This is a genomic window from Pseudomonas sp. FG47 (assembly GCF_057809115.1).
Genome location: NZ_JBMDJI010000011.1, coordinates 85,790 through 109,527 on the forward strand (window position 1 = coordinate 85,790; position 23,738 = coordinate 109,527).

18 protein-coding genes are annotated in these 23,738 nt (G+C 64.8%); 15 read left to right on the plus strand and 3 right to left on the minus strand.

Annotation, left to right across the window (positions count from 1 at the left end):
- Positions 1-16: 16 nt before the first annotated feature.
- Entirely contained in the window at positions 17-973 is a 957-nt protein-coding gene (locus ACODS5_RS11510; RefSeq protein ID WP_489108722.1) for a glucokinase, read from the minus strand.
- Positions 970-2,796, minus strand: a complete 1,827-nt coding sequence (gene edd / locus ACODS5_RS11515) for a phosphogluconate dehydratase (protein WP_489108723.1) — start codon at positions 2,794-2,796, stop codon at positions 970-972. Before edd ends, ACODS5_RS11510 begins: the two co-directional genes overlap by 4 nt.
- A gap of 265 nt (positions 2,797-3,061) precedes the next feature.
- On the opposite strand from edd, the gene gap reads away from it, so the two are divergent.
- From gap to ACODS5_RS11550, 7 genes are all read left to right on the plus strand, one after another.
- Positions 3,062-4,063: a type I glyceraldehyde-3-phosphate dehydrogenase gene (gene gap / locus ACODS5_RS11520; RefSeq protein ID WP_134691689.1), complete on the plus strand. Its 1,002-nt coding sequence runs from the start codon at positions 3,062-3,064 to the stop codon at positions 4,061-4,063.
- Between the two features lie 239 nt (positions 4,064-4,302).
- Entirely contained in the window at positions 4,303-4,815 is a 513-nt protein-coding gene (locus tag ACODS5_RS11525; protein WP_134691690.1) for an RNA polymerase sigma factor, read from the plus strand.
- A 93-nt stretch (positions 4,816-4,908) separates the two neighbouring features.
- Positions 4,909-5,871, plus strand: coding sequence for a FecR family protein (locus ACODS5_RS11530; RefSeq protein ID WP_489108724.1), 963 nt, complete (start codon positions 4,909-4,911; stop codon positions 5,869-5,871).
- A 125-nt stretch (positions 5,872-5,996) separates the two neighbouring features.
- A complete protein-coding gene (locus ACODS5_RS11535) occupies positions 5,997-8,606 on the plus strand; it encodes a TonB-dependent receptor (RefSeq protein WP_134691692.1) in 2,610 nt (869 codons plus the stop codon).
- 188 nt (positions 8,607-8,794) lie between these two features.
- Complete coding sequence (locus ACODS5_RS11540) at positions 8,795-9,400, plus strand: biliverdin-producing heme oxygenase (RefSeq protein ID WP_489108725.1); 606 nt, start codon at positions 8,795-8,797, stop codon at positions 9,398-9,400.
- A gap of 49 nt (positions 9,401-9,449) precedes the next feature.
- Positions 9,450-9,863, plus strand: coding sequence for a YbaN family protein (locus tag ACODS5_RS11545; protein ID WP_489108726.1), 414 nt, complete (start codon positions 9,450-9,452; stop codon positions 9,861-9,863).
- Positions 9,864-9,921: 58 nt separating this feature from the next.
- Positions 9,922-11,256, plus strand: coding sequence for a CoA transferase (locus ACODS5_RS11550; protein WP_489108727.1), 1,335 nt, complete (start codon positions 9,922-9,924; stop codon positions 11,254-11,256).
- A 29-nt stretch (positions 11,257-11,285) separates the two neighbouring features.
- Here ACODS5_RS11550 and arcD (ACODS5_RS11555) read toward each other — a convergent pair whose 3' ends face one another.
- Positions 11,286-12,713 (minus strand): arginine-ornithine antiporter, encoded by a 1,428-nt coding sequence (arcD, locus tag ACODS5_RS11555; RefSeq protein ID WP_134691696.1) that lies wholly within the window; start codon positions 12,711-12,713, stop codon positions 11,286-11,288.
- 425 nt (positions 12,714-13,138) lie between these two features.
- Here arcD (ACODS5_RS11555) and arcD (ACODS5_RS11560) point away from each other — a divergent pair, with 425 nt between their 5' ends.
- The 8 genes from arcD (ACODS5_RS11560) to gcvP all read left to right on the plus strand — a co-directional run bounded on the left by arcD (ACODS5_RS11560) (position 13,139) and on the right by gcvP (position 23,618).
- Positions 13,139-14,566: an arginine-ornithine antiporter gene (gene arcD / locus ACODS5_RS11560; RefSeq protein ID WP_134691697.1), complete on the plus strand. Its 1,428-nt coding sequence runs from the start codon at positions 13,139-13,141 to the stop codon at positions 14,564-14,566.
- 33 nt (positions 14,567-14,599) lie between these two features.
- Positions 14,600-15,856 carry an arginine deiminase gene (gene arcA, locus ACODS5_RS11565; RefSeq protein ID WP_489108728.1) on the plus strand — a complete coding sequence of 419 codons (1,257 nt, stop codon included), beginning with the start codon at positions 14,600-14,602 and terminating at the stop codon, positions 15,854-15,856.
- Between the two features lie 71 nt (positions 15,857-15,927).
- Positions 15,928-16,938, plus strand: a complete 1,011-nt coding sequence (locus ACODS5_RS11570; RefSeq protein WP_134691699.1) for an ornithine carbamoyltransferase — start codon at positions 15,928-15,930, stop codon at positions 16,936-16,938.
- A 118-nt stretch (positions 16,939-17,056) separates the two neighbouring features.
- Positions 17,057-17,986, plus strand: a complete 930-nt coding sequence (gene arcC, locus ACODS5_RS11575; protein WP_046854306.1) for a carbamate kinase — start codon at positions 17,057-17,059, stop codon at positions 17,984-17,986.
- A gap of 56 nt (positions 17,987-18,042) precedes the next feature.
- On the plus strand, positions 18,043-18,408 hold the full coding sequence (locus ACODS5_RS11580; RefSeq protein ID WP_134691700.1) for a DUF5064 family protein: 366 nt from the start codon (positions 18,043-18,045) through the stop codon (positions 18,406-18,408).
- Between the two features lie 169 nt (positions 18,409-18,577).
- The gene (locus ACODS5_RS11585; protein WP_489108729.1) at positions 18,578-20,086 is read left to right on the plus strand and encodes a sigma-54-dependent transcriptional regulator; all 1,509 of its coding nucleotides are present in this window, start codon (positions 18,578-18,580) and stop codon (positions 20,084-20,086) included.
- Between the two features lie 281 nt (positions 20,087-20,367).
- On the plus strand, positions 20,368-20,751 hold the full coding sequence (gcvH, locus tag ACODS5_RS11590; protein WP_489108730.1) for a glycine cleavage system protein GcvH: 384 nt from the start codon (positions 20,368-20,370) through the stop codon (positions 20,749-20,751).
- Positions 20,752-20,762: 11 nt separating this feature from the next.
- On the plus strand, positions 20,763-23,618 hold the full coding sequence (gene gcvP / locus ACODS5_RS11595; protein ID WP_489108731.1) for an aminomethyl-transferring glycine dehydrogenase: 2,856 nt from the start codon (positions 20,763-20,765) through the stop codon (positions 23,616-23,618).
- Positions 23,619-23,738: the final 120 nt, after the last annotated feature.

Sequence of the window (23,738 nt, forward strand, 5' to 3'; positions counted from 1 at the left end):
TTTGCGGCCCCGGCTATTAGAGGTCCAGCGCCTGCTGCAGAGCCACCCCGGCCCCCAGCAACCCGGAAAACTCCGCCGTCACCAGCCATACCGGCACCCCGGCGAAATACCCGCTCATGCAGCCCTTGTCGGCGAAGCTCGCGGCAAAGCCGCTGCGCAGGAACAATTCGGCGAAACGGGGAATCACGCCACCGACAATGTAGACGCCACCCCGCGCCCCGAGGGTGAGCACATTGTTGCCCGCCACCCGGCCGAGAAACCGGCAGAACTGCTCGACCACCGCCAGCGCCCGTGGCTCGTTGGCCAGCGCCGCGTCGGTGATCTGCGCTGGGGTCTTGTGCGTCGGCGCAGCACCATCGAGCGCACAGATGGCCTGGTACAGGCGCACCAGCCCACCGCCACTGAGCACGGTCTCGGCACTGACATGGCCGATCTGCCGATGGATTTCCTGGTGAATCGCCGCTTCGCGGGCATTGCCCACCGGCAGGTCGACATGCCCGCCCTCCCCCGGCAGCGCCAGCCAGTGCTCACCGTGGCGCAGCAGGCTGCCCACGCCGAGGCCGGTACCGGGGCCGATCACCAGCGCCGGGCGCGATGGATCGGGCTGGCCTGCGCAGACTTCACGAAATTCGCCTGCGCGCAGGCGGGTCATGCCCAGCGCCATCGCGGAAAAATCGTTGATCAGCAACAGGCGATCGACCTGCAGTGTCTGGCAGAACGCGCTGCGGCTCAGGCGCCAGTGGTTGTTGGTAAAGCGGAATTCGTCGCCGTCCACGGGGCCTGCCACCGCCAGGCACACCGCCGCCAGGCCGCCACGGGCGATACCCTGGTCGGCCAGGTAGGCCTCGATGGCCTGTTCGGGGCTGGTGTAGTCGGCGGTGGCCAGCACCTGGACCGCCTGCAGTTCATTGTCGCGCCACACGGCGAAACGCGCGTTGGTGCCGCCGATGTCGCCGACCAGCAAGGCCTTCATTCGAGGTTCTCCAGAGCCGAGGTGAAGGCGCTCGCGCCTTGCTCGGCGGAACTGAACGCCACACGCATGAAACCGAACAGCTCACGCCCGCAGCCCAGGTCGTTACCCTTGGGTGGCGCAGGCAGTTCACGGTCGGCCAGCTCCTGGGCCGAGACCATGATCTGCAGCGTGCCTTCGGCACCATCGACGCGCACGATATCACCATCGCGTACCCGCGCCAGCGGGCCACCATCGAAAGCCTCCGGGCAGACGTGGATGGCCGCCGGGATCTTGCCCGAGGCGCCAGACATGCGTCCGTCGGTGACCAGCGCCACCTTGTAGCCGCGATCCTGCAACACGCCGAGGAACGGCGTCAGCTTGTGCAACTCGGGCATGCCGTTGCAGCGCGGCCCCTGGAAACGCACCACGGCGACGAAATCACGCTCCAGCTCACCGGCCTTGAACGCATCGGCCAGCGACTGCTGGTCGTGGAACACCCGGGCGGGCGCCTCGACTACCCGGTGCTCGGGCGCCACGGCGGAAACCTTCATCACGCCACGGCCAAGGTTGCCTTCCATTACCCGCAAACCGCCCTCGGCGGAGAACGGCCGCGCCACCGGGCGCAGGATGCTTTCGTCGAGGCTGTGCTGCGGCCCTTCGCGCCAGACCAGGCGGCCATCCTCGAGGAACGGCTCCTGGGTGTAGCGGCGCAGGCCATGCCCGGCCACGGTGTTGACGTCCTCGTGCAACAGGCCCGCGTCGAGTAGCTCGCGAATCAGGAAAGCCATCCCGCCAGAGGCCTGGAAGTGATTGATGTCGGCCTTGCCGTTGGGGTAGACGTGGGACAGCGTCGGCACCACCTCGGACAGGTCGGCCATGTCCTGCCAGGTCAGCTGGATGCCGGCGGCCTGGGCGATGGCCGGGATGTGCAGGGTATGGTTGGTCGAGCCGCCAGTGGCGTGCAGGGCGACGATCGAGTTGACCAGCGCCTTCTCGTCGACGATCTCGCCAATGGGCATGAAACTGCCACTGGCCTTGGTCATGCGCGTGACCTGGCGCGCAGCCTCGACGGTAAGGGCATCGCGCAGCGGCGTGTAGGGATTGACGAACGAGGCGCCCGGCAGATGCAAGCCCATCACCTCCATCACCAGTTGGTTGGTGTTGGCAGTGCCGTAGAAGGTGCAGGTGCCTGGGCCGTGGTAGCTCTTCATTTCCGATTCGAGCAATTCCTCGCGACTCGCCTTGCCCTCGGCGTAGCGCTGGCGCACATCGGCCTTTTCCTTGTTGGAAATGCCGGAGACCATCGGCCCGCCCGGCACGAACACGGTGGGCAGATGGCCGAAGCGCAGGGCGCCCATCATCAGGCCGGGCACGATCTTGTCGCAGATGCCCAGCATCAGCGCGGCGTCGAACATGTTGTGCGACAGCGCGATGGCAGTGGACATGGCGATCACTTCACGGCTGGCGATGGCCAGCTCCATGCCCGGCTCGCCCTGGGTGACGCCGTCGCACATGGCCGGCACGCCGCCGGCGAACTGGCCGACCGAACCGACTTCGCGCAGCGCCTGTTTGATCTGTTCGGGGAAGTGCTGGTACGGCTGGTGCGCCGAGAGCATGTCGTTATAGGCCGAGACGATGGCCACGTTGGCGGCGTTCATCAGCCGCAGGGTCTGCTTGTCGTCCCCACCGCAGCCGGCCACGCCATGGGCGAAGTTGGCGCACTGCAACTGGGCGCGCATGGGTCCGTCACTGGCCGCCCCACGGATCAGCTCAAGGTAGCGTTCACGGGTACGGCGGCTGCGGGCGATCAGCCGTTCGGTAACCTCAAGGATGCGCGGATGCATGTACTGGACTCCAGGCTAACTGTGGGGCGGCTTACTGGGGCATTTTCCCTCCAAACGATTGCGACCTAGTCTCTAGGAAAAGGCGCCAGCACCGCTCGAGAAGGAGACAACCCAACCACTCGTTGTATGTTTAAACAAAATACTGCCAGCAAAAAGGCTTGTTTTCTATCTCTCGGTGAATAATCTTGTAATTCCAACAACAAAACCGTTTCAGTGAAGCTGTCCTTTGTGCCACAGGCTTCACCCGACTGCCAGAGGTAATACCATGACCCTACGCATCGCCATCAACGGATTCGGCCGCATCGGACGCAACGTCCTGCGCGCACTGTACACGCAGGGCTACCGCCAGGACCTGCAGGTCGTCGCCATCAACGACCTGGGCGACAGCGCGATGAACGCCCACCTGCTCAAGTACGACAGCGTCCACGGCACCTTCGACGCCGCTGTCGAGGCCGACCACGAAAGCCTCACCGTCAATGGCGACCGCATCGCCGTCAGCGCCATCCGCAACCCTGCCGAGCTGCCCTGGAAAACCTTGGCCATCGACGTGGTGTTCGAATGCACCGGGCTGTTCACCGAACGCGCCAAGGCCGCCGCGCACCTGAGCGCCGGGGCCGGCAAGGTGATCGTCAGCGCCCCGGCCAAGGGGGTCGACGCCACCGTGGTCTACGGGGTCAACCACGATGTGCTGCGCGCCTCGCACCAGATCATCTCCAACGCCTCGTGCACCACCAACTGCCTGGCGCCGATCGCCCAGGTGCTGCACCGCGAGTTCGGCATCGAGCAGGGGCTGATGACCACCATCCACGCCTACACCAACGACCAGGTGCTCACCGACGTCTACCACGGCGACCCCTACCGCGCCCGCTCGGCCACCCAATCGATGATCCCGAGCAAGACCGGCGCCGCCGAGGCCGTCGGCCTGGTATTGCCGGAACTGGCCGGCAAGCTCACCGGCATGGCCGTACGGGTGCCAGTGATCAACGTGTCGCTGGTCGACCTCACCGTCAACCTGCAACGCGAAACCAGCGCCGAGGAAGTCAACCAGCTGTTCCTCGAGGCCAGCCGCCATTCGCGGGTGCTGGGCTATAACACCCTGCCGCTGGTCTCGTGCGACTTCAACCACAACCCGCTATCGTCGATCTTCGACGCCAACCATACCCGCGCCAACGGGCGCATGCTCAAGGTGCTGGCCTGGTACGACAACGAATGGGGCTTCTCCAACCGCATGCTCGACAACTGCCTGGCGCTGTTCAACGCCAGGTGAATGCTTGCGTGTCCCCTGAAGGAGCGGCCTTGTGCCGCGAAAGGGCCGCAAAGCGGCCCCGGCAATAAAAGCTGCGTAGCTGAAATCCTGGGGCTGCTATGCAGCCCTGTCGCGGCACAAGACCGCTCCTACAGGGATCGCGTTGGTTGCAATATTTACCTGCTCGTGACATTTCCACGCTTGACCCGAGGCATGGATGATAAGCATTATCATTCACCCCACAGCGGCCAGGTTTCCCCGTGAGTCAGTCCCGGTTCAACTCAGTTTTCCTCGTCCAGCGCCTCAGCCTGCTGCGTACCTTGCAGCGCATGGTGGGCAACCCCAGTACGGCCGAGGACCTGCTGCAGGAAACCTACCTGCGGGTGACCCGCGCCTTGGGCGAGCGCCCCATCGAGCACCTCGAGCCGTTCGTCTTCCAGACCGCGCGCAACCTCGCGCTGGACCACCTGCGCGCACGCCGGGTGCAGGCCCGCACCCTGGTCGACGACGTGCCCGACCAGGTGCTGCACAACATCGCCGCCCCCGTGGGCAGCAGCGAGGACGCCGCCCACGCCGAGCAATTGCTCAAGCACCTGAGCGTGAGCCTGGGCCAGCTCAGCCAACGCCAGCAACGCATCTTCATCCTCAGCCGCCTGCATGGCGCCAGCTACCTGGAAATTGCCGAGCAGTTGCAGGTTTCGGCCAGTACGGTGCAGAAGGAACTGAAACTGATCATGGCCATCTGCATGGGCGTGGCCGACCGTCACCAGTGATGCGACCGCTCGCCGCTGACGTGCGCAAAGCTCTTGCCATGCGCCAGGCCTGCGCAGATCATGCGCAAAAAACGCACCCCGCAAGGATCCCCCGTGACCGACCCGTCCCCGCCTCGCCCGACAGCCGCCGCGCCCGACGCTCGCGCCCGTGCCCGCGAAGAAGCGCTGGACTGGTTGATCCGCCTGCAATGTGCCGACCCCGACGACACCCAAGCCTTCGAGCAGTGGCTCGGCGCCAATGCCGAAAACGCCGAAGCCTATGTCGAGGCCGAAGCGCTATGGAACGGCGCTGCGTTGCGCCAGGCCGCCGGCCAGTTGCACCAGCAGCGCAAGCGTTCGCTGGGCGGGCGCCTGCGCAGCCACTGGAAACCGCTGGCCAGCGCCGCCGTGCTGCTGGTCGGGCTGTTCACCTTCGGCAACCTGCCAGTGCGCTTGCAGGCCGACCACCTGACCGTGGTCGGCGAACGCCAGCGCCTGCAACTGGACGATGGCGCCCAGGTGTTGCTCAACACCAACTCGGCCTTCGCCAGCGATGTGCGCGATGGCCGCCAGGTCGCCCGGCTGTTGCAAGGCGAGGCGTATTTCCAGGTGCCGGCCAGCAGCCAGCCAGCGCTTGAGGTGCAGGCCGGGCCGTTGCGCGCCAGCGTGCGCGACACCGATTTCGCCGTGCGCTACCTCGACGGCGAGGCCCAGGTACGCGTGCAGCGCGGCGATGTCGACCTGCAAGGCGCAAGCGACCAGCGCATCCGCCTGCGCGCCGGCGACAGCATTAGCGTCGGCCCCCAGGGTTTCAGCCAGCCCCAGCGTCCCGACCTGCACAAGGACCTGGCCTGGGTCGAGGGCCGCCTGGTATTCGAGAACTGCCCGCTGAGCCAGGTGCTCGCCGAGGTACGCCGCTACTACCCCGGCTGGATCATCAGCCGCAACGCGCACCTGGAGCAGGTCGCGGTCACCGGCAACTACCGCCTCGACCAGCCGCTGGAAACCCTGCGTGCCCTCGCCCACATCACTTCGGCACAGCTGCACGAATACCCGGCACTGGTCATTCTCAACTGACGCAAAAGTTTTTTTACGCGATCGCCTGCCCTGGCCCGTCTCGTTATAGCCAATACGATTGATTCTCGTTCGAAAACGAGAACAGCCACTGCCTATAACACTTCGCGCGACAGGGAGCGCTCTCGATGCCCACAGGTCAAACCCGCCCGTCCTCTTCTTCCCGCCGCCGCGGGCAATTGTCCCTGTTGACCCTGGCCTTGCTCGCCAGCGGCGCCTGCAGCCTGCCGGCCCTGGCCGTGGAGCCGGCCCAGGCCAGCAGCCCGCGCATGGGCGACTACCGCTTCGCCATCGGCCAGCAGCCGCTGGTCGAAGCGATCAATGCCTTCAGCAAGGTCACCGGCTGGCAGGTGGGCTTCAGCGCCGAGCTAGCCGACGGCATAGCCTCGCCCGGCGTACAGGGCGCACTGGCGCCGGAAGCGGCGTTGCAGCGCCTGTTGCGCGGCACCGGCCTGGGCTATCGGAAGATCGGCAACGCCAATGTGGTGCTCGAACGCCAGGCGGCGAGCAACGTCATCGCCCTGCAGCAGGTAACTGTTAGCGCCACCCGCAGCGCCCAGGACGTCAGCCAGGTGCCAAGCAGCGTCAGCGTGCAGACCCGCGAGCAACTGGACCGGCAGAACGTCAACGACATCAAGCAACTGGTGCGCTACGAGCCCGGCGTGTCGGTATCCGGCACCGGCCAGCGTAGCGGCTTGAACGGTTACAACATCCGTGGCATCGACGGCGACCGGGTGCTGACCCAGGTTGACGGCGTGTCGGTACCCGACAGCTTCTTCTACGGGCCCTATGCCCAGACCCAGCGCAACTACGTCGACCCCGAGATCGTCAAGCGCGTGGAGATCCTGCGTGGTCCGGCTTCGGTCCTGTACGGCAGCAATGCCATCGGCGGCGCGGTCAGCTACTTCACCCTCGATCCCGAGGACATCATCAAACCCGGCAAGGATGTTGGCGCGCGCTTGAAAACCGGCTACAGCTCGGCCGACGAAAGCTGGCTCACGTCGGCCACCGTCGCAGGCCGCCACGGTGATTTCGACGGCTTGCTGCACCTGAGCCAGCGCAACGGCCACGAGACCGACGCCTATGGTGAGCACGGCGGTACCGGCCTTGCCCGCAGCGAGGCCAACCCCGAGGATGTCCGCACCACCAACGTCCTGGCCAAGATGGGTTGGAACTACGCCGATGACGCGCGCCTGGGGCTGACGTACGAGCGCTACAAGGACGACCGCGACCAGAACGTCCTGAGCGCCGTTGGCGGGCCGTTCGTTCCCGGTTTCCCGGCGATGAACGCCTACCGTGCACGCCAGGGCAACGATACCGTCACCCGTGAGCGCTTCGGCATCAATCATGAGTTCGGGCTGGACAGCCTGCTGGCCGACAACATGAAGTGGAGCCTGAACTACCAGATCGCCAAGACCGACCAAACTACCGACGAACTCTACTTCGCTCGCGGCCGCCAGGTCGCCCGGGATCGCCAGACCACCTACAAGGACCGCCAGTGGGTGCTCGACGCGCAACTGGACAAAGCCTTCAGCATCGGCGCGACCGATCACCTGCTGACCTACGGCACTACCCTCAAGCACGAGAAGATCACCGGTTCGCGCAGCGGCACCGGTACCTGCCTGAATGTCGGCGGATCATGCCGCGCGATCGGCCAGGTCAGCGCGGACGACACCCAGGCGCGCGTGAGCGACTTCCCGGACCCGACCGTCGATACCTATAGCCTGTTCGCCCAGGACGAAATCCGCTGGAACCAGTGGACCTTCCTGCCCGGCCTTCGCTACGACTACACCCGGCTCGACCCGCGCATGACCGACGCCTACCTGCTGGGGCTGCAGAACGGCGCTAGCGCGCCAGCGAACCGCGTGGATGATTCCGAGAAGAAGTGGCACCGCGTCTCGCCCAAGCTTGGCGTCACCTACGCCTTCGATGACCACTACACCTGGTACGGCCAATACGCCGAAGGTTTCCGCACGCCGACCGCCAAAGCCTTGTATGGACGCTTCGAGAACCTCGCCGGCGGCTACGTGGTCGAGCCCAACTCGAACCTGGAGCCGGAAAAAAGCAAAAGCTACGAAACCGGCCTGCGCGGTAACTTCGACGCCGGCAACTTCGACGTGGCGGTCTTCTACAACAAGTACCGCGACTTCATCAACGAAGATGCCGTGCAGTCCTCCAACCTGGGCTCGACCTTCCAGGCCAACAACATCAAGCACGCCACCATCAAGGGCGCGGAGATCAAAGGCCGCCTGAACCTGGACCGATTCGGCGCCCCCCAAGGCCTGTACTCGATCGCCTCGGTGGCCTACGCCTACGGCCGTAACGACGATACCGGCCAGCCGCTGAACAGCGTCAATCCGCTGACCGGGGTGTTCGGCCTAGGCTACGAACAGGTGGACTACGGCACCCAACTGAACTGGACAGTGGTCAAGCGCAAGAACCGCGTGGACGACACTCAGTTCTTCGCCCCCGATGGCTCCAGCTCCGAGTTCCGCACCCCAGGCTATGGCGTGCTCGACCTGACCGGGTTCTATCGGATCAGCGACGACCTGACCATCAACGGCGGCTTGTACAACCTGACCGACAAGAAGTACTGGCAATGGGACGATGTACGCAAGTACGCGAGCGTCGGCAACAACACGGGAGTAAGCGAGGCCGCGGTCACCCAACCGGCCAACCTCGATCGCCTGACCGCGCCTGGCCGCAACTTCGCCATCAACCTGGTGTGGGATATCTGACCGATTGAGCTCGTCGTCGCGGGGCAAGCCCGCTCCCTCGGCCCTCGGGCCACCTGTGGGAGCAGGCTTGCCGCGCGCTGCGCCAAACCCGGTGAGAATGATTTCACTTCGCAGGTGAGGTTTTTTTACTGTTCCGCGTCTTCTCTTTCGTCTTGTCACTAGACAGCCCCATTTTCCAAGGATGCCCCATGACCGCCCCTTCTTCCGAACGCGCCGCCCTGCGCTCCCAGCACCTCAACCAGGTGACCCACGCTCCGCACACCGAGCTGGACGCCCTGGTCAAGTCGCACAAGCCGTTCGACAGCCGCGAGAGCTTCGCCCGCTTCGTCGTCGCCCAGTACCTGTTCCAGTCCGAGCTGCAGGCGCTGTACACCGACCCACAGCTGATCGCCATCGTCCCCGACCTCGCCGAGCGCTGCCGCGCCGAGCAGGCCCGCCTGGACCTGGCCGACCTGGACACCGAAGTCCCGGCACCTTTCGCCGGCGCGCTGGGCAAACCCAGCCTGGGTGAAGCCCTGGGCTGGATCTTCGTCTCCGAAGGCTCCAAACTGGGCGCCGCGTTCCTGATCAAGCGCGCCGTGGCCCTGGAGCTGTCCGAGACCTTCGGCGCCCGCCACCTGGGCGAGCCGGCCGGTGGCCGTGCCGAGGGCTGGAAGCAGTTCACCCGCATTCTCGACAGCCTGGAATTGTCGCCCGAGGAAGACGCCGCCGCCGAACGTGGCGCGGTCGCTGCCTTCGAGCGCTTCACCGAGCTGCTCAAGCATGCCTATGCGGCCGACGCGGCGCTGGCCTGATACGCTTTACCCGGCCGCCTGCGGGCGGCCGCACCGTTGCAGTGAGACCATGACCCGAATCGCCCGCTCCAAAGTATCCCGCCTGCTGTATGCGATCCTGGCCTATGTCAGCCTGGGGATCGGCCTGGTCGCCATCGTCATCCCCGGGCTGCCGACCACCGAATTCATCCTGCTTGCCGCCTGGGCCGCCACCCGCAGCTCGCCGCGCCTGTCGGCCTGGCTGGAGAACCACCGGCTATTCGGGCCGATCCTGTACAACTGGCGCAACGGCAAGGTGATCCAGCGCCGCGCCAAGGTCAGCGCGACAATCAGCATGCTGCTGTGCGCCGGGTTGATGCTGACCTTCCTCGAACACCGCTGGCCGGTGTTCCTGGCCATCAGTGGCATGGCCCTGGGCAACCTTTGGATCTGGTCGCGCCCGGAACGTCCGACGCCACCAGCCGCTGTCGAACTGCAAGGTTGATTCATTTGCGCTGCGGCGCCGGATGTACTGCAATGGGATCCACGAAGGAGGATCCGGCATGCAGCCATTGCTCGACAGCATCGCCCATTCACTACAACTCTCCCCCACCGCCGTAAGCTGGCACGGCATCGGCGCCCTGCCCTCCACATTTGCAGTAACCGAACTGGCCGCCGCCAGTCTCGCCGCCTGCGGCCTGGCCCTGGCCGATCTGCTCCAAGGCCAGACGGGCCACTGCCCCCTGGTGCACATCGACCGCCGCCTGGCGTCCTTCTGGTTCGCCACCAGCCTGCGGCCTTGCGGCTGGGAGCCACCGCCGCTGTGGGATGCCATCGCCGGCGACTATCAGGCCCGCGACGGCTGGATCCGCCTGCACACCAACGCGGCGCACCACCGCACCGCCGCCCTGCAGGTACTGGGTGCCCAAGCCGACCGCGCCAGTGTCGCCAACAAGGTCGCCCGCTGGGACGCCGATGCACTGGAAGCTGCGGTAGTGAGAGCCGGTGGCTGCGCGGCGCGGATGTGCAGTTGGCCCGAATGGTGCGCGCATCCCCAGGGATTGGCAGTGAACCAGGAACCGCTGATCCTGCGCCAGGTCTTCACCGCAACCACCCTGGCCTGGCGCGGCAGCGCAGATCGACCGTTGGCCGGCATCAAGGTCCTCGACCTCACCCGCATCCTCGCCGGCCCCATTGCCACCCGCCTGCTGGCCGCTTTTGGTGCCGACGTGCTACGGATAGACCCACCCGACTGGGAAGAGCCCGCGGTGGCCGCCGAGGTTACCCTGGGCAAGCGCTGCGCCCGCCTGGACCTGCGCACTCTTGCCGGCCGTCAATGCTTCGAGCGCTTGCTGGCCGAGGCTGATGTACTGGTACACGGTTACCGCGCCGATGCCCTCGAACGGCTCGACCTGGGTGTCGAACGACGACGCCAGCTCAACCCCGGGCTGATCGATGTGAGCCTGAACGCCTATGGCTGGAGCGGACCATGGCAAGACCGTCGCGGATTCGACAGCCTGGTGCAGATGAGCACCGGCATCGCCCGCGAAGGCATGCGCTGGCGCCAGGCGGATCGGCCTGTACCGCTACCGGTGCAGGCGCTGGATCACGCCAGCGGATACCTGATGGCGGCCGAAGTGATACGGGCGCTGGGGCGAGGCAAGGGATGCCGGTCGAGGCTGTCACTGGCACGCACGGCGGCATTGCTGATCGAACGAGGCACCGTGGAAGAGGACCTGACACTGGCCACGGAGTCGGCGCTGGACATCAATCCGCGCATCGAACACACACCTTGGGGCGCAGCACAGCGCATCAGGGCGCCGTTGAAGGTGGGTGAGGCCACCATGAGCTGGGCGCGTGGAGCCTGCGAGCTTGGCTCAGCGCCTGCCCAGTGGTGACTGCCGGATCCCCTGTAGGAGCGGCCTGATCACAGGCTCAACAACCCCGAGTACAGGGCATATGCCGCCAACCCCGCCCCCGCCAGCACCGCCGCGAAGATCAGCTTCTCCCAGGCGGTGAACAACATCTGCCCCTGCTCACGCTTGGCCTGGGCGAACAGGATCACCCCCGGGGCGTACAGCAGCGCCGACAACAGCACATATTTGAGCCCACCGGCATACAGCAGCCACACCGCATATAGCAGCGCGATCAGCGCCACCAGCATGTCCTTGCGCCGCAACCCCGGCTGCCCCTGGTAGCTTTCGCCCTTGAACGTCAGCAACACCGCATAAGCCGCCGACCAGAAGTACGGCACCAGGATCATCGACGAGGCCAGGTAGATCAGGCTGGTGTAGGTACCGGCCGAGAACAGGGTGATCAGCAGGAAGCCCTGGATCATCACGTTGGTCAGCCACAAGGCGTTGGCCGGCACATGGTTGGCGTTCTCCTGCGCCAGGAACTGCGGCATGGTCTTGTCACGCGCGGTGGCGAACAGGATCTCGGCACACAGCAGCGCCCAGGACAGCAACGCCCCCAGCAGCGAGACCGCCAAGCCGATACTGATCAGCAACGCGCCCCAGGGCCCGACGATATGCTCCAGCACCGAGGCCAGCGACGGGTTCTGCAACCCGGCCAGCTCCGGTTGGGTCATCACTCCCAGCGACAGCACGTTGACCAGCACCAGCAGGGCCAGCACCCCAAGAAAACCGATCACCGTGGCCTTGCCCACATCCGAACGGTGTAGCGCACGCCCCGAATAGACACTGGCCCCCTCGATGCCGATGAACACGAACACGGTCACCAGCATCATGTTGCGCACCTGCTCCATGACGCTGCCGAATTGCGGATTGCTCATGCCCCAGATGTCCCGGGTGAAGATGTCGGCGCGAAAGGCAGCAGCGGCGATGACGATGAAGATCAGCAGTGGCACCACCTTGGCCACGGTGGTCACCTGGTTGATGAACGCCGCCTCCTTGATGCCGCGCAACACCAGAAAGTGCACGGCCCACAGCAACAGCGAGGCGCAGCCGATGGCCACCGGGGTATTGCCCTGGCCGAACACCGGGAAGTAGAAGCCCAAGGTGCTGAACAGCAGCACGAAGTAACCGACGTTGCCCAGCCAGGCGCTGATCCAGTAACCCCAGGCCGAGGAAAAGCCCATGTACTCGCCGAAACCGGCCTTGGCATAGGCATACACCCCCGAGTCCAGCTCGGGCTTGCGGTTGGCCAGGCTCTGAAACACGAAGGCCAGCGCCAGCATGCCCACCGCGGTGATGCCCCAGCCGATCAGCACCGCCCCTACGTCCGCCCGGGCCGCCATGTTCTGTGGCAACGAAAAGATCCCGCCGCCAATCATCGATCCGACCACCAGCGCGATCAGCGCGCCAAGGCGCAGTTTCTGTCCCGGTTCGCTCATGGGGCTCCTCGTGCGCGCGTGCGCGTGAACGTATTAACCAACATAAATGTTACAAGTTTTTTATTGAATAGAGCCATTAAACCTATAGCACTCATAACCGAAATGTCTATAGCCGCCCCGCTGTTAAACATGACAGTGCGAAGTGCCTCGCGGCTCGCCTAAACCTGTCGCTATTTACTGTGAAAAATTTGCGAAACCCCTAAAAGAGACTAACTTCTCATTTCGCAGGCGAAACGGAGCGTTTGCTCTAGAAGGACATGGAGGTGCCAGCGCACAAGGCCTGCGACGAAGCTGTCGGCATCCTCCAGGAGACGCGTGAGGGATTTTTCTTACCTTCATGCGGGCATGAACTGATCTAAGTCAGCGAATGATCCAGGCGTCAGATTTATTCTGAGGTCAACTTTCTCCTGGTACGGAGTCGTTAAATGTCTGATTCTCCCGGAAAACTAAAACTGGGTGCACTTGTTGCACTTGTCGTCGGCTCGATGATCGGCGGCGGGATCTTTTCGTTGCCACAAAACATGGCTGCCAGCGCGGGCGTCGGCGCCGTGCTGATCGGCTGGGCCATCACCGCGGTGGGCATGCTCACCCTTGCCTTCGTATTCCAGACCCTGGCCAACCGCAAGCCAGACCTTGACGGCGGGGTATATGCCTACGCCAAGGCCGGTTTCGGCGACTACATGGGCTTCTCCTCGGCCTGGGGCTACTGGATCAGCGCCTGGCTGGGCAACGTCGGCTACTTCGTGTTGCTGTTCAGCACCCTGGGGTACTTCTTCCCGGTGTTCGGTGAAGGCAATACCCCGGCGGCGGTGATCGGCGCGTCGATCCTGCTGTGGGCGGTGCACTTCCTGGTGCTGCGCGGTATCAAGGAAGCGGCGTTCATCAACCTGGTCACCACCGTGGCCAAGGTCGTGCCGCTGGCACTGTTCGCCCTGATCTGCCTGTTCGCCTTCAGGCTCGACATCTTCACCGCGGATATCTGGGCCCTGGGCACGCCGGAACTGGGCAGCGTGATGAACCAGGTGCGCAACATGATGCTGGTCACCGTGTGGGTGTTCATCGGCATCGAGGGCGCGAGCATCTTTTCCTCGCGGGCGGAAAAACGCTCGGACGTGGGCAAGGCCACGGTCATCGGCTTCGTCACCGTGCTGCTGTTCCTGGTGCTGGTCAACGTGCTGTCGCTGGGGGTGATGACCCAACCGGAACTGGCCAAGCTGCAGAACCCGTCGATGGCCGCGGTGCTCGAACACGTGGTCGGCCACTGGGGCGCGGTGCTGATCAGCGTCGGCCTGATCATCTCGCTGCTCGGGGCCCTGCTCTCCTGGGTGCTGCTGTGCGCCGAGATCATGTTCGCCGCGGCCAAGGACCATACCATGCCGGAGTTCCTGCGCCGCGAGAACGCCAACCATGTACCGGCCAATGCCCTGTGGCTGACCAACGCCATGGTGCAGATCTTCCTGGTCATCACCCTGTTCTCCAACAGCACCTACCTGTCGCTGATCTACCTCGCCACCTCGATGATCCTCGTGCCCTACCTGTGGTCGGCCGCCTATGCGGTGCTCCTGGCGGTGCGCAGCGAGACCTACGAACAGGCCCTGGCCGAGCGCAAGAAAGACCTGATTATCGGCGGCATCGCCCTGCTGTATGCCATCTGGCTGCTGTACGCCGGCGGAGTGAAATACCTGCTGCTGTCGGCCCTGCTCTACGCCCCTGGCGCGATTCTATTCGCCAAGGCCAAGCGCGAGGTCGGCCAACCAATCTTCACCAACGTCGAGAAACTGATCTTCGCCGCCGTGGTGCTAGGCGCCCTGGTGGCGGCCTACGGGCTCTACGATGGCTTCCTGACTCTCTGAACCCAACGTCTTCGCTTTACAGGAGGATTCACCATGTCCACCGAGAAACAGAAATACGGCGTCCATTCCGAAGCCGGCAAACTGCGCAAAGTGATGGTCTGCAGCCCGGGCCTGGCGCACAAGCGCCTGACCCCGAGCAATTGCGACGAGCTGCTGTTCGACGACGTGATCTGGGTCGACCAGGCCAAGCGCGACCACTTCGACTTCGTCACCAAGATGCGCGAGCGCGGCGTCGATGTGCTGGAGATGCACAACCTGCTGACCGACATCGTCCAGCAACCTGAAGCGCTAAAGTGGATTCTCGACCGCAAGATCACCTCCGACACCGTCGGCGTTGGCCTCACCAATGAAGTACGCAGCTGGCTCGAAGGCCTCGACCCGCGCCACCTGGCCGAATTCCTGATCGGCGGCGTGGCCGGCCAGGACCTGCCGGAAAGCGAGGGTGCCAGCGTGGTCAAGATGTACAACGACTACCTGGGCCACTCCAGCTTCATCCTGCCGCCGTTGCCCAATACCCAGTTCACCCGCGACACCACCTGCTGGATCTACGGCGGCGTGACGCTCAACCCGATGTACTGGCCGGCGCGACGCCAGGAAACCCTGCTGACCACCGCGATCTACAAGTTCCACAAGGAGTTCACCGAAAAAGGCGATTTCCAGGTCTGGTACGGCGATCCGGACAAGGACCACGGCAACGCCACCCTCGAGGGCGGCGACGTGATGCCGATCGGCAAGGGCATCGTGCTCATCGGCATGGGCGAGCGCACCTCGCGCCAGGCCATCGGCCAGCTGGCGCAGAACCTGTTCGCCAAGGGCGCGGTGGAGAAAGTCATCGTCGCCGGCCTGCCCAAGTCTCGCGCCGCCATGCACCTGGACACCGTGTTCAGCTTCTGCGACCGCGACCTGGTCACGGTCTTCCCGGAAGTGGTGAGAGAGATCGTGCCGTTCATCATCCGCCCGGACGAAAGCAAGCCCTACGGCATGGACGTGCGCCGCGAGAACAAGTCGTTCATCGAGGTGGTTGGCGAGCAGTTGGGGGTCAAGCTGCGCGTGGTCGAGACCGGCGGCAACAGCTTCGCCGCCGAGCGCGAACAGTGGGATGACGGCAACAACGTGGTGGCCGTGGAGCCCGGCGTGGTCATCGGCTACGACCGCAACACCTACACCAACACCCTGCTGCGCAAGGCCGGGATCGAGGTCATCACCATCAGCGCCGGCGAACTGGGCCGGGGCCGCGGCGGCGGCCACTGCATGACCTGCCCGATCATCCGCGACCCTATCGACTACTAACGCCCATTGCACCCGGTCGCGTCCAACAGACAGCGGCCGGGCATACCTCACCGAATCCAAGGAGAACCGTCATGGCGTTCAACATCCACAACCGCAACCTGCTCAGCCTCGAACACCACAGCACCCGCGAGCTGCGCTACCTGCTCGACCTGTCCCGCGACCTCAAGCGGGCCAAGTACACCGGCACCGAGCAGCAGCACCTGAAGGGCAACAACATCGCCCTGATCTTCGAGAAGACCTCGACCCGCACCCGCTGCGCCTTCGAAGTCGCCGCCTATGACCAGGGCGCCAACGTCACCTACATCGACCCCAACTCCTCGCAGATCGGCCACAAGGAAAGCATGAAGGACACCGCCCGCGTGCTAGGGCGCATGTACGACGCCATCGAATACCGCGGCTTCAAGCAGGAAATCGTCGAGGAACTGGCCAAGTTCGCCGGCGTGCCGGTGTTCAACGGCCTGACCGACGAGTACCACCCGACCCAGATGATCGCCGACGTGCTGACCATGCGCGAGCACAGCGACAAGCCGCTGCACGACATCAGCTACGCCTACCTGGGCGACGCCCGCAACAACATGGGCAACTCGCTGCTGCTGATCGGCGCCAAGCTCGGCATGGACGTGCGCATCGCCGCGCCCAAGGCGCTGTGGCCGCATGACGACCTGGTCGAGCGCTGCAAAAAGTACGCAGAAGAAAGCGGCGCGCGCATCACCCTGACCGAAGACCCGAAAGCCGCGGTCAAGGGCGTCGACTTCGTCCACACCGACGTGTGGGTATCGATGGGCGAGCCGGTCGAGGCCTGGGGCGAGCGTATCCAGCAACTGCTGCCGTACCAGGTGAACAAGGAGCTGATGAAGTCCACTGGCAACCCTCGCACCAAGTTCATGCACTGCCTGCCGGCGTTCCACAACTCCGACACCAAGGTCGGCAAGCAGATCGCCGAACAGTACCCGCACCTGGCCAACGGTATCGAAGTGACCGATGACGTGTTCGAGTCGCCAGCGTGCATCGCCTTCGAGCAGGCGGAAAACCGCATGCACACCATCAAGGCGATCCTGGTGTCGACCCTGGCCGACCTGTAAGTCCACGCTCCCCTGTAGGAGCCAGCCTTGCTGGCGAACCGGTCCACCGATGCCAATGGCATTCACCGGTAAAGCCGGCTCCTGCAGGGACCGCGTCACCATCAGAAGGACATTCCCCATGCGTATCGTTGTTGCATTGGGCGGCAACGCCCTGCTGCGCCGCGGCGAGCCGATGACCGCCGACAACCAGCGCGCCAATATCCGCACCGCCACCGAACAGATCGCCAAGATCCACCCCGGCAACGAACTGGTCATCGCCCACGGCAACGGCCCGCAGGTTGGCCTGTTGTCTCTCCAGGGCCTGTCCTACAAGCCCGACGAAGCCTACCCGCTGGACGTGCTCGGCGCCGAGACCGAAGGCATGATCGGCTACATGATCGAACAGGAGCTGGGCAACCTGCTGGACTTCGAGGTGCCGTTCGCCACGCTGCTCACCCAGGTTGAAGTGGACGCCAACGACCCGGCGTTCAAGGATCCGACCAAGTTCATCGGCCCCGTGTACGCCAAGGACGAAGCCGAGCGCCTGGCCAAGGAAAAAGGCTGGGTGGTCAAGCCCGACGGCGACAAGTACCGCCGGGTGGTGGCCAGCCCGAAACCCAAGCGCATCTTCGAGATCCGCCCGATCAAGTGGCTGCTGGAAAAAAGCAGCATCGTGATCTGCGCCGGCGGTGGCGGCATCCCCACCATGTACGACGAAAACCGCAAGCTCAAGGGCATCGAGGCGGTGATCGACAAGGACCTGTGCTCGGCGCTGCTGGCCGAACAGCTGGATGCCGACCTGCTGATCATCGCCACCGACGTTGACGCGGCGTACATCGATTTCGGCAAGCCGACACAGAAGGCCATCGCCCAGGCGCACCCCGACGAGCTCGAGAAGCTGGGCTTTGCCGCCGGCTCCATGGGGCCCAAGGTGCAGGCCGCCTGCGATTTCGCCCGGCATACCGGCAAGGTCGCGGTAATCAGCTCGCTGGAGAACATCGAGGACATCGTCAAAGGCACCGCCGGTACCCGCGTTTCCACCGCCAAGCCGGGAATCAGCTACCGTTGAACGCAGTTGGCCGGTGCCTGGCACCGGCCGTTTTCAACCTTCCGGAGGACCTCGCCATGGCCCAGTATCAACCCGGTCACGTGCATATCGAGCGCACTGCGCTGAACACCAACGACCACAGCTACGACCTGTGCATCGACTACGAGGCCGTGTCCGACCCCAGCGAAGGCCGCGGCATCCAGTTCCGCATGCATGGCCACATCGAGGGCAAGGCCGTCGATGAGAAGTTCTTCCTGGCCAAGGACCAGGTGCTGCCCAGCTTTCTGATGCAGTTGAGCCGCAAGGCCCAGTCGTACCTGCCAGCGCCGAAGAAGTTCGAGAACCTCGGCTCGCCGCACAAGCTGTATGACTATATGTTCGAAGACATCCGCGCCAAGCTGGATGTTAAATCGGGCGACCCGATCAAACCTGAGCATCTTTAGTGATCCTCGAGGGACCTTTCGCGGCACAAGGCCGCTCCTACAGGTACGTACGATCCCTGTAGGAGCGGCCTTGTGCCGCGAAAGGGCTGCGCAGCAGCCCCGGCAATAGTGGGCTAGAACGACATCGCAAGGCATACTGACGCCCATTCCGGCCAAACCCTCGCTCATCATGCGCATCCACGTCAGCTTCATCGACCGCGTCGGCATCACCCAGGAAGTCCTGGCCCTGCTCGGCGCCCGCAACCTCAACCTCGATGCAGTGGAGATGGTCCCGCCGAACGTCTACATCGACGCCCCGACCCTGAGCCCTGCCGTGCTCGAAGAGCTGCACGACGCATTGTTCGAGGTGCGCGGCGTGCAATCGGTGGAAGTGGTCGACATCCTCCCCGGCCAGCGCCGGCACCTGCAGCTCGACGCTCTGCTCGCCGCCATGAGCGACCCAGTACTGGCGGTGGACAGCGCTGGCAAGGTGCTGCTGGCCAACCCGGCACTGATTGCCCTGTGCGGGCGCGAATCGGCCGGACGCTCGGTAGGCGAGCTGTTCGCCGACCCCGACCTGCTCCAGGCCCTGCTGGACAACAATTTCCACCTGCCCATGCGCGAGATGCAGCTCAACGGCCAGAGCCTGCTGCTCGATGCCACGCCGATCACCCACGCCGGCGGCCTGCTGACCCTTTACCCACCGAACCGTATGGGCGAGCGCCTGTCGGCGCTACACCACGACCACGCCGAAGGCTTTGACGCCATGCTTGGCGATTCCCCGGCGATTCGCACCCTCAAGGCTCGCGCCCTGCGTGTGGCTGCCCTCGACGCGCCGCTGCTGGTGCATGGCGAGACTGGCACCGGCAAGGAACTGGTGGCCCGCGCCTGTCACGCCATCAGCAGCCGCCATGCCGCGCCGTTCCTGGCGCTGAACTGCGCGGCGCTGCCCGAGAGCCTGGCCGAGAGCGAGCTGTTCGGCTATGCCCCGGGCGCCTTCACCGGCGCGCAACGTGGCGGCAAACCCGGCTTGATGGAGCTGGCCAACCAGGGCACGGTGTTCCTCGACGAGATCGGCGAGATGTCGCCGTACCTGCAAGCCAAACTCCTGCGTTTTCTCAGCGATGGCAGCTTCCGCCGGGTCGGTGGCGACCGCGAGGTGAAAGTGGATGTGCGCATCATCAGCGCCACCCACCGCGACCTCGAGCGCATGGTCGCCGAGGGCACCTTCCGTGAGGACCTGTTCTACCGCCTCAATGTACTCAACCTGCAGGTGCCGCCCCTGCGCGAGCGCGGCCAGGACATCCTGTCACTGGCGCACTTTTTCATGCAGCAAGCCTGCACCCAGATCCAGCGCCCGGCCTGCCGCCTGGCCCCGGCCACGCACCCGGCGCTGCTGGCCAACCCCTGGCCGGGCAACGTGCGCCAGTTGCAGAACGTGATCTTCCGCGCCGCGGCCATCTGCGAAAGCAACCTGGTGGATATCGGCGACCTGGATATCGCCGGCACCTCGGTGGCACGCGGCCAGGATGGCGAGGTCGCCAGCCTGGAACAGGCGGTGGGGGATTTCGAGCGCGAACTGTTGCAGCGGCTGTATGCCAGCTACCCCTCGACCCGACAGCTGGCGGGGCGCTTGCAGACTTCGCACACAGCCATCGCCCAGCGCTTGCGCAAATATGGAATTTCAAGCAAAGCTTGATTCAACCGGCACCGATCGTATCGATTTAAATACAGCGTATCGATATCGTTACACACCCATTTGCATGCGTCTTTGCAAGGGTTTGATCCCTCGACGCTTTTGATTCCCCGCTCACTCGTATCGATTTCGTTCCACGAAAATGACAAAAAACTATAAAAAAATCTTCAACTATCTGATTAATAAGGTTTTTTAACAGCTGGCCGCATTATTGCTAAGGGAATTCCAACCTTAAGAGCGCGGAGCCTACCGCGCCCAACGCCCCTGCTTCCCGAGGAATTCCCATGAGCGAGTTGCGTTTCACCGAAGATCACGAATGGCTGCGCGTCGAAGCCGATGGCAGCGTCACCGTGGGCATTACCGCCTACGCCCAGAACGCGCTGGGTGATGTGGTCTATGTGCAACTGCCGGAGCTGCAGCAGTACGACAAGGGCGCCGAAGCCTCCACCGTGGAATCGGTCAAAGCCGCCAGCGGCGTGTACATGCCACTGACCGGTGAAGTGGTCGCGGTCAACGAAGGCCTCAACGACAGCCCCGAGCTGGTCAACGAAGACCCGCTGGGCGAAGGCTGGTTCTTCCGCTTCATCCCCGCCGACATGAGCCAAGTGGCCGCCCTGCTCGACCAGGACGCCTACGACCGTCTGCTCAAAGCCAACGACGACGCCTGAGGTACCGCACCATGACCATCAACCTCGGCACCGCCAACGAATTCATCGCCCGTCACATCGGCCCGCGCGCCGCTGACGAGCAGGCCATGCTCAACGCGCTGGGCTTCGACTCGCTGGAAGCAATGACCGCCGCAGTCATCCCCGACAGCATCAAGGGCACCAGCGTGCTCGGCAGCGAAGACGGCCAGAGCGAGTCCGACGCCCTCGCCGCATTGAAAGCCATCGCCGGCCAGAACCAGCTGTTCAAGAGCTACATCGGCCAGGGTTACTACAACACCCACACGCCAGCGCCGATCCTGCGCAACCTCCTGGAAAACCCGGCCTGGTACACCGCCTATACCCCGTACCAGCCAGAGATCTCCCAAGGCCGCCTGGAAGCGCTGCTGAACTTCCAGACCCTGATCAGCGACCTCACCGGCCTGCCAATCGCCAACGCCTCGCTGCTCGACGAAGCCACCGCCGCCGCAGAAGCCATGACCTTCTGCAAGCGCCTTTCGAAAAACAAGGCCAGCCATGCCTTCTTCGCCTCCGTGCACTGCCACCCGCAGACCCTCGACGTGCTGCGCACCCGCGCCGAGCCACTGGGCATCGAGGTAGTGGTAGGCGATGAAGGTGAACTGAGCGACGTCAGCGCCTACTTCGGCGCCTTGCTGCAATACCCGGCAAGCAACGGTGACCTGTTCGACTACCGCGAAGTGGTGCAGCGCTTCCACGGCGCGGGCGCCCTGGTGGCCGTGGCCGCCGACCTGCTGGCCCTGACCCTGCTGACGCCACCTGGCGAGTTCGACGCCGACGTGGCCATCGGCAGCGCCCAGCGCTTCGGTGTGCCGCTGGGCTTCGGTGGCCCGCACGCGGCTTACTTCGCCACCCGCGACGCGTTCAAGCGCGACATGCCGGGCCGCCTGGTCGGTGTGTCGATCGACCGCTTCGGCAAGAGCGCCCTGCGCCTGGCCATGCAGACCCGCGAACAGCACATCCGCCGCGAGAAGGCCACCAGCAACATCTGCACCGCCCAGGTGCTGTTGGCCAACATCGCCAGCATGTACGCCGTGTACCACGGCCCGGCGGGCCTCAAGCGCATCGCCGAGCGCACCCACGCACTGACCGCGATCCTCGCCACCGGCCTGACCAAGCTGGGCGTCAAGGTCGTCACCGGCGAGTTCTTCGACACCCTGACCCTGGCCACCGGCGCCAACACCAGCAAGCTGCACGACAAGGCCCGCGCCCAAGGCATCAACCTGCGCCAAATCGACACTACCCATCTGGGCCTGTCGCTGGACGAAACCAGCAGCCAGGCCGATGTCCAGGCCCTGTGGCAGCTGTTCGCCGACGGCCAGGCAGCCCCGGACTTCGCCACCCTGGCCGCCACCGTCGCCCAGCGCCTGCCAGCCAAGCTGCTGCGCCAGTCGGCCATCCTCGAGCACCCGGTGTTCAACCGCTATCACAGCGAAACCGAGCTGATGCGCTACCTGCGCCGCCTGGCCGACAAGGACCTGGCGCTGGACCGCAGCATGATTCCGCTGGGCTCGTGCACCATGAAGCTCAACGCCGCCAGCGAGATGATCCCGGTGACCTGGGCCGAGTTCGGCAACCTGCACCCGTTTGCCCCCGCCGCGCAAAGCCAGGGCTACCGGCAGATGACCAGCGAACTGGAAGCCATGCTCTGCGCCGCCACCGGCTACGACGCCGTGTCGCTGCAACCCAACGCCGGCTCCCAGGGCGAGTACGCCGGCCTGCTGGCGATCCGCGCCTACCACCGCAGCCGCGGCGACAGCCACCGCGACATCTGCCTGATCCCGTCCTCGGCCCACGGCACCAACCCCGCCACCGCGCACATGGCCGGCATGCGCGTGGTGGTGACCGCCTGCGACGCGCGCGGCAACGTCGACATCGACGACCTGCGCGCCAAGGCCATCGAGCACCGTGAGCGCCTGGCGGCGATCATGATCACCTACCCGTCGACCCACGGCGTGTTCGAGGAGGCCATCGGCGAGATCTGCGCGATCATTCACGACAACGGCGGCCAGGTGTACATCGACGGCGCCAACATGAACGCCATGGTCGGCCTGTGCGCCCCAGGCAAGTTCGGCGGCGACGTTTCGCACCTGAACCTGCACAAGACCTTCTGCATCCCCCACGGCGGTGGCGGCCCGGGCGTCGGCCCGATCGGCGTCAAGGCGCACCTTGCACCGTTCCTGCCTGGCCACGCGACGCTGGAGAACACCACAGGCGCCGTGTGCGCCGCGCCGTTCGGCAGCGCGAGCATCCTGCCGATCACCTGGATGTACATTCGCATGATGGGTGGCGCCGGCCTCAAGCGCGCCTCGCAGATGGCGATCCTCAACGCCAACTACATCGCCCGTCGCCTGGAAGAGCACTATCCTGTGCTGTACACCGGCGGCAACGGCCTGGTGGCGCATGAGTGCATCCTCGACCTGCGCCCGCTCAAGGACACCAGCGGCATCAGCGTCGACGACGTCGCCAAGCGCCTGATCGACTTCGGTTTCCACGCCCCGACCATGTCCTTCCCGGTGGCCGGCACGCTGATGATCGAACCGACCGAGAGCGAGTCCAAGGAGGAACTGGACCGTTTCTGCGCTGCCATGATCCAGATCCGCGAGGAGATCCGTGCGGTGGAGACTGGCAGCCTGGACAAGGACGACAACCCGCTGAAGAACGCACCGCACACCGCGGCGGAACTGGCCGGCGAGTGGGCCCACGGCTACAGCCGCGAGCAAGCGGTCTACCCGCTGCCGAGCCTGGTGGAAGGCAAGTACTGGCCACCGGTGGGCCGGGTCGACAACGTGTTCGGCGACCGCAACCTGGTCTGCGCCTGCCCGTCGATCGAGAGCTACCAGGACGTTTGATAGCGAGTGTCGTCATCAGGGGTGCTTTGCGCCCCTGATGACGACACAAGGCCGCTCCTACACGGACGGCAATGATCCCTGTAGGAGCGGCCTTGTGTCGCGAAAGGGCCGCAAAGCGGC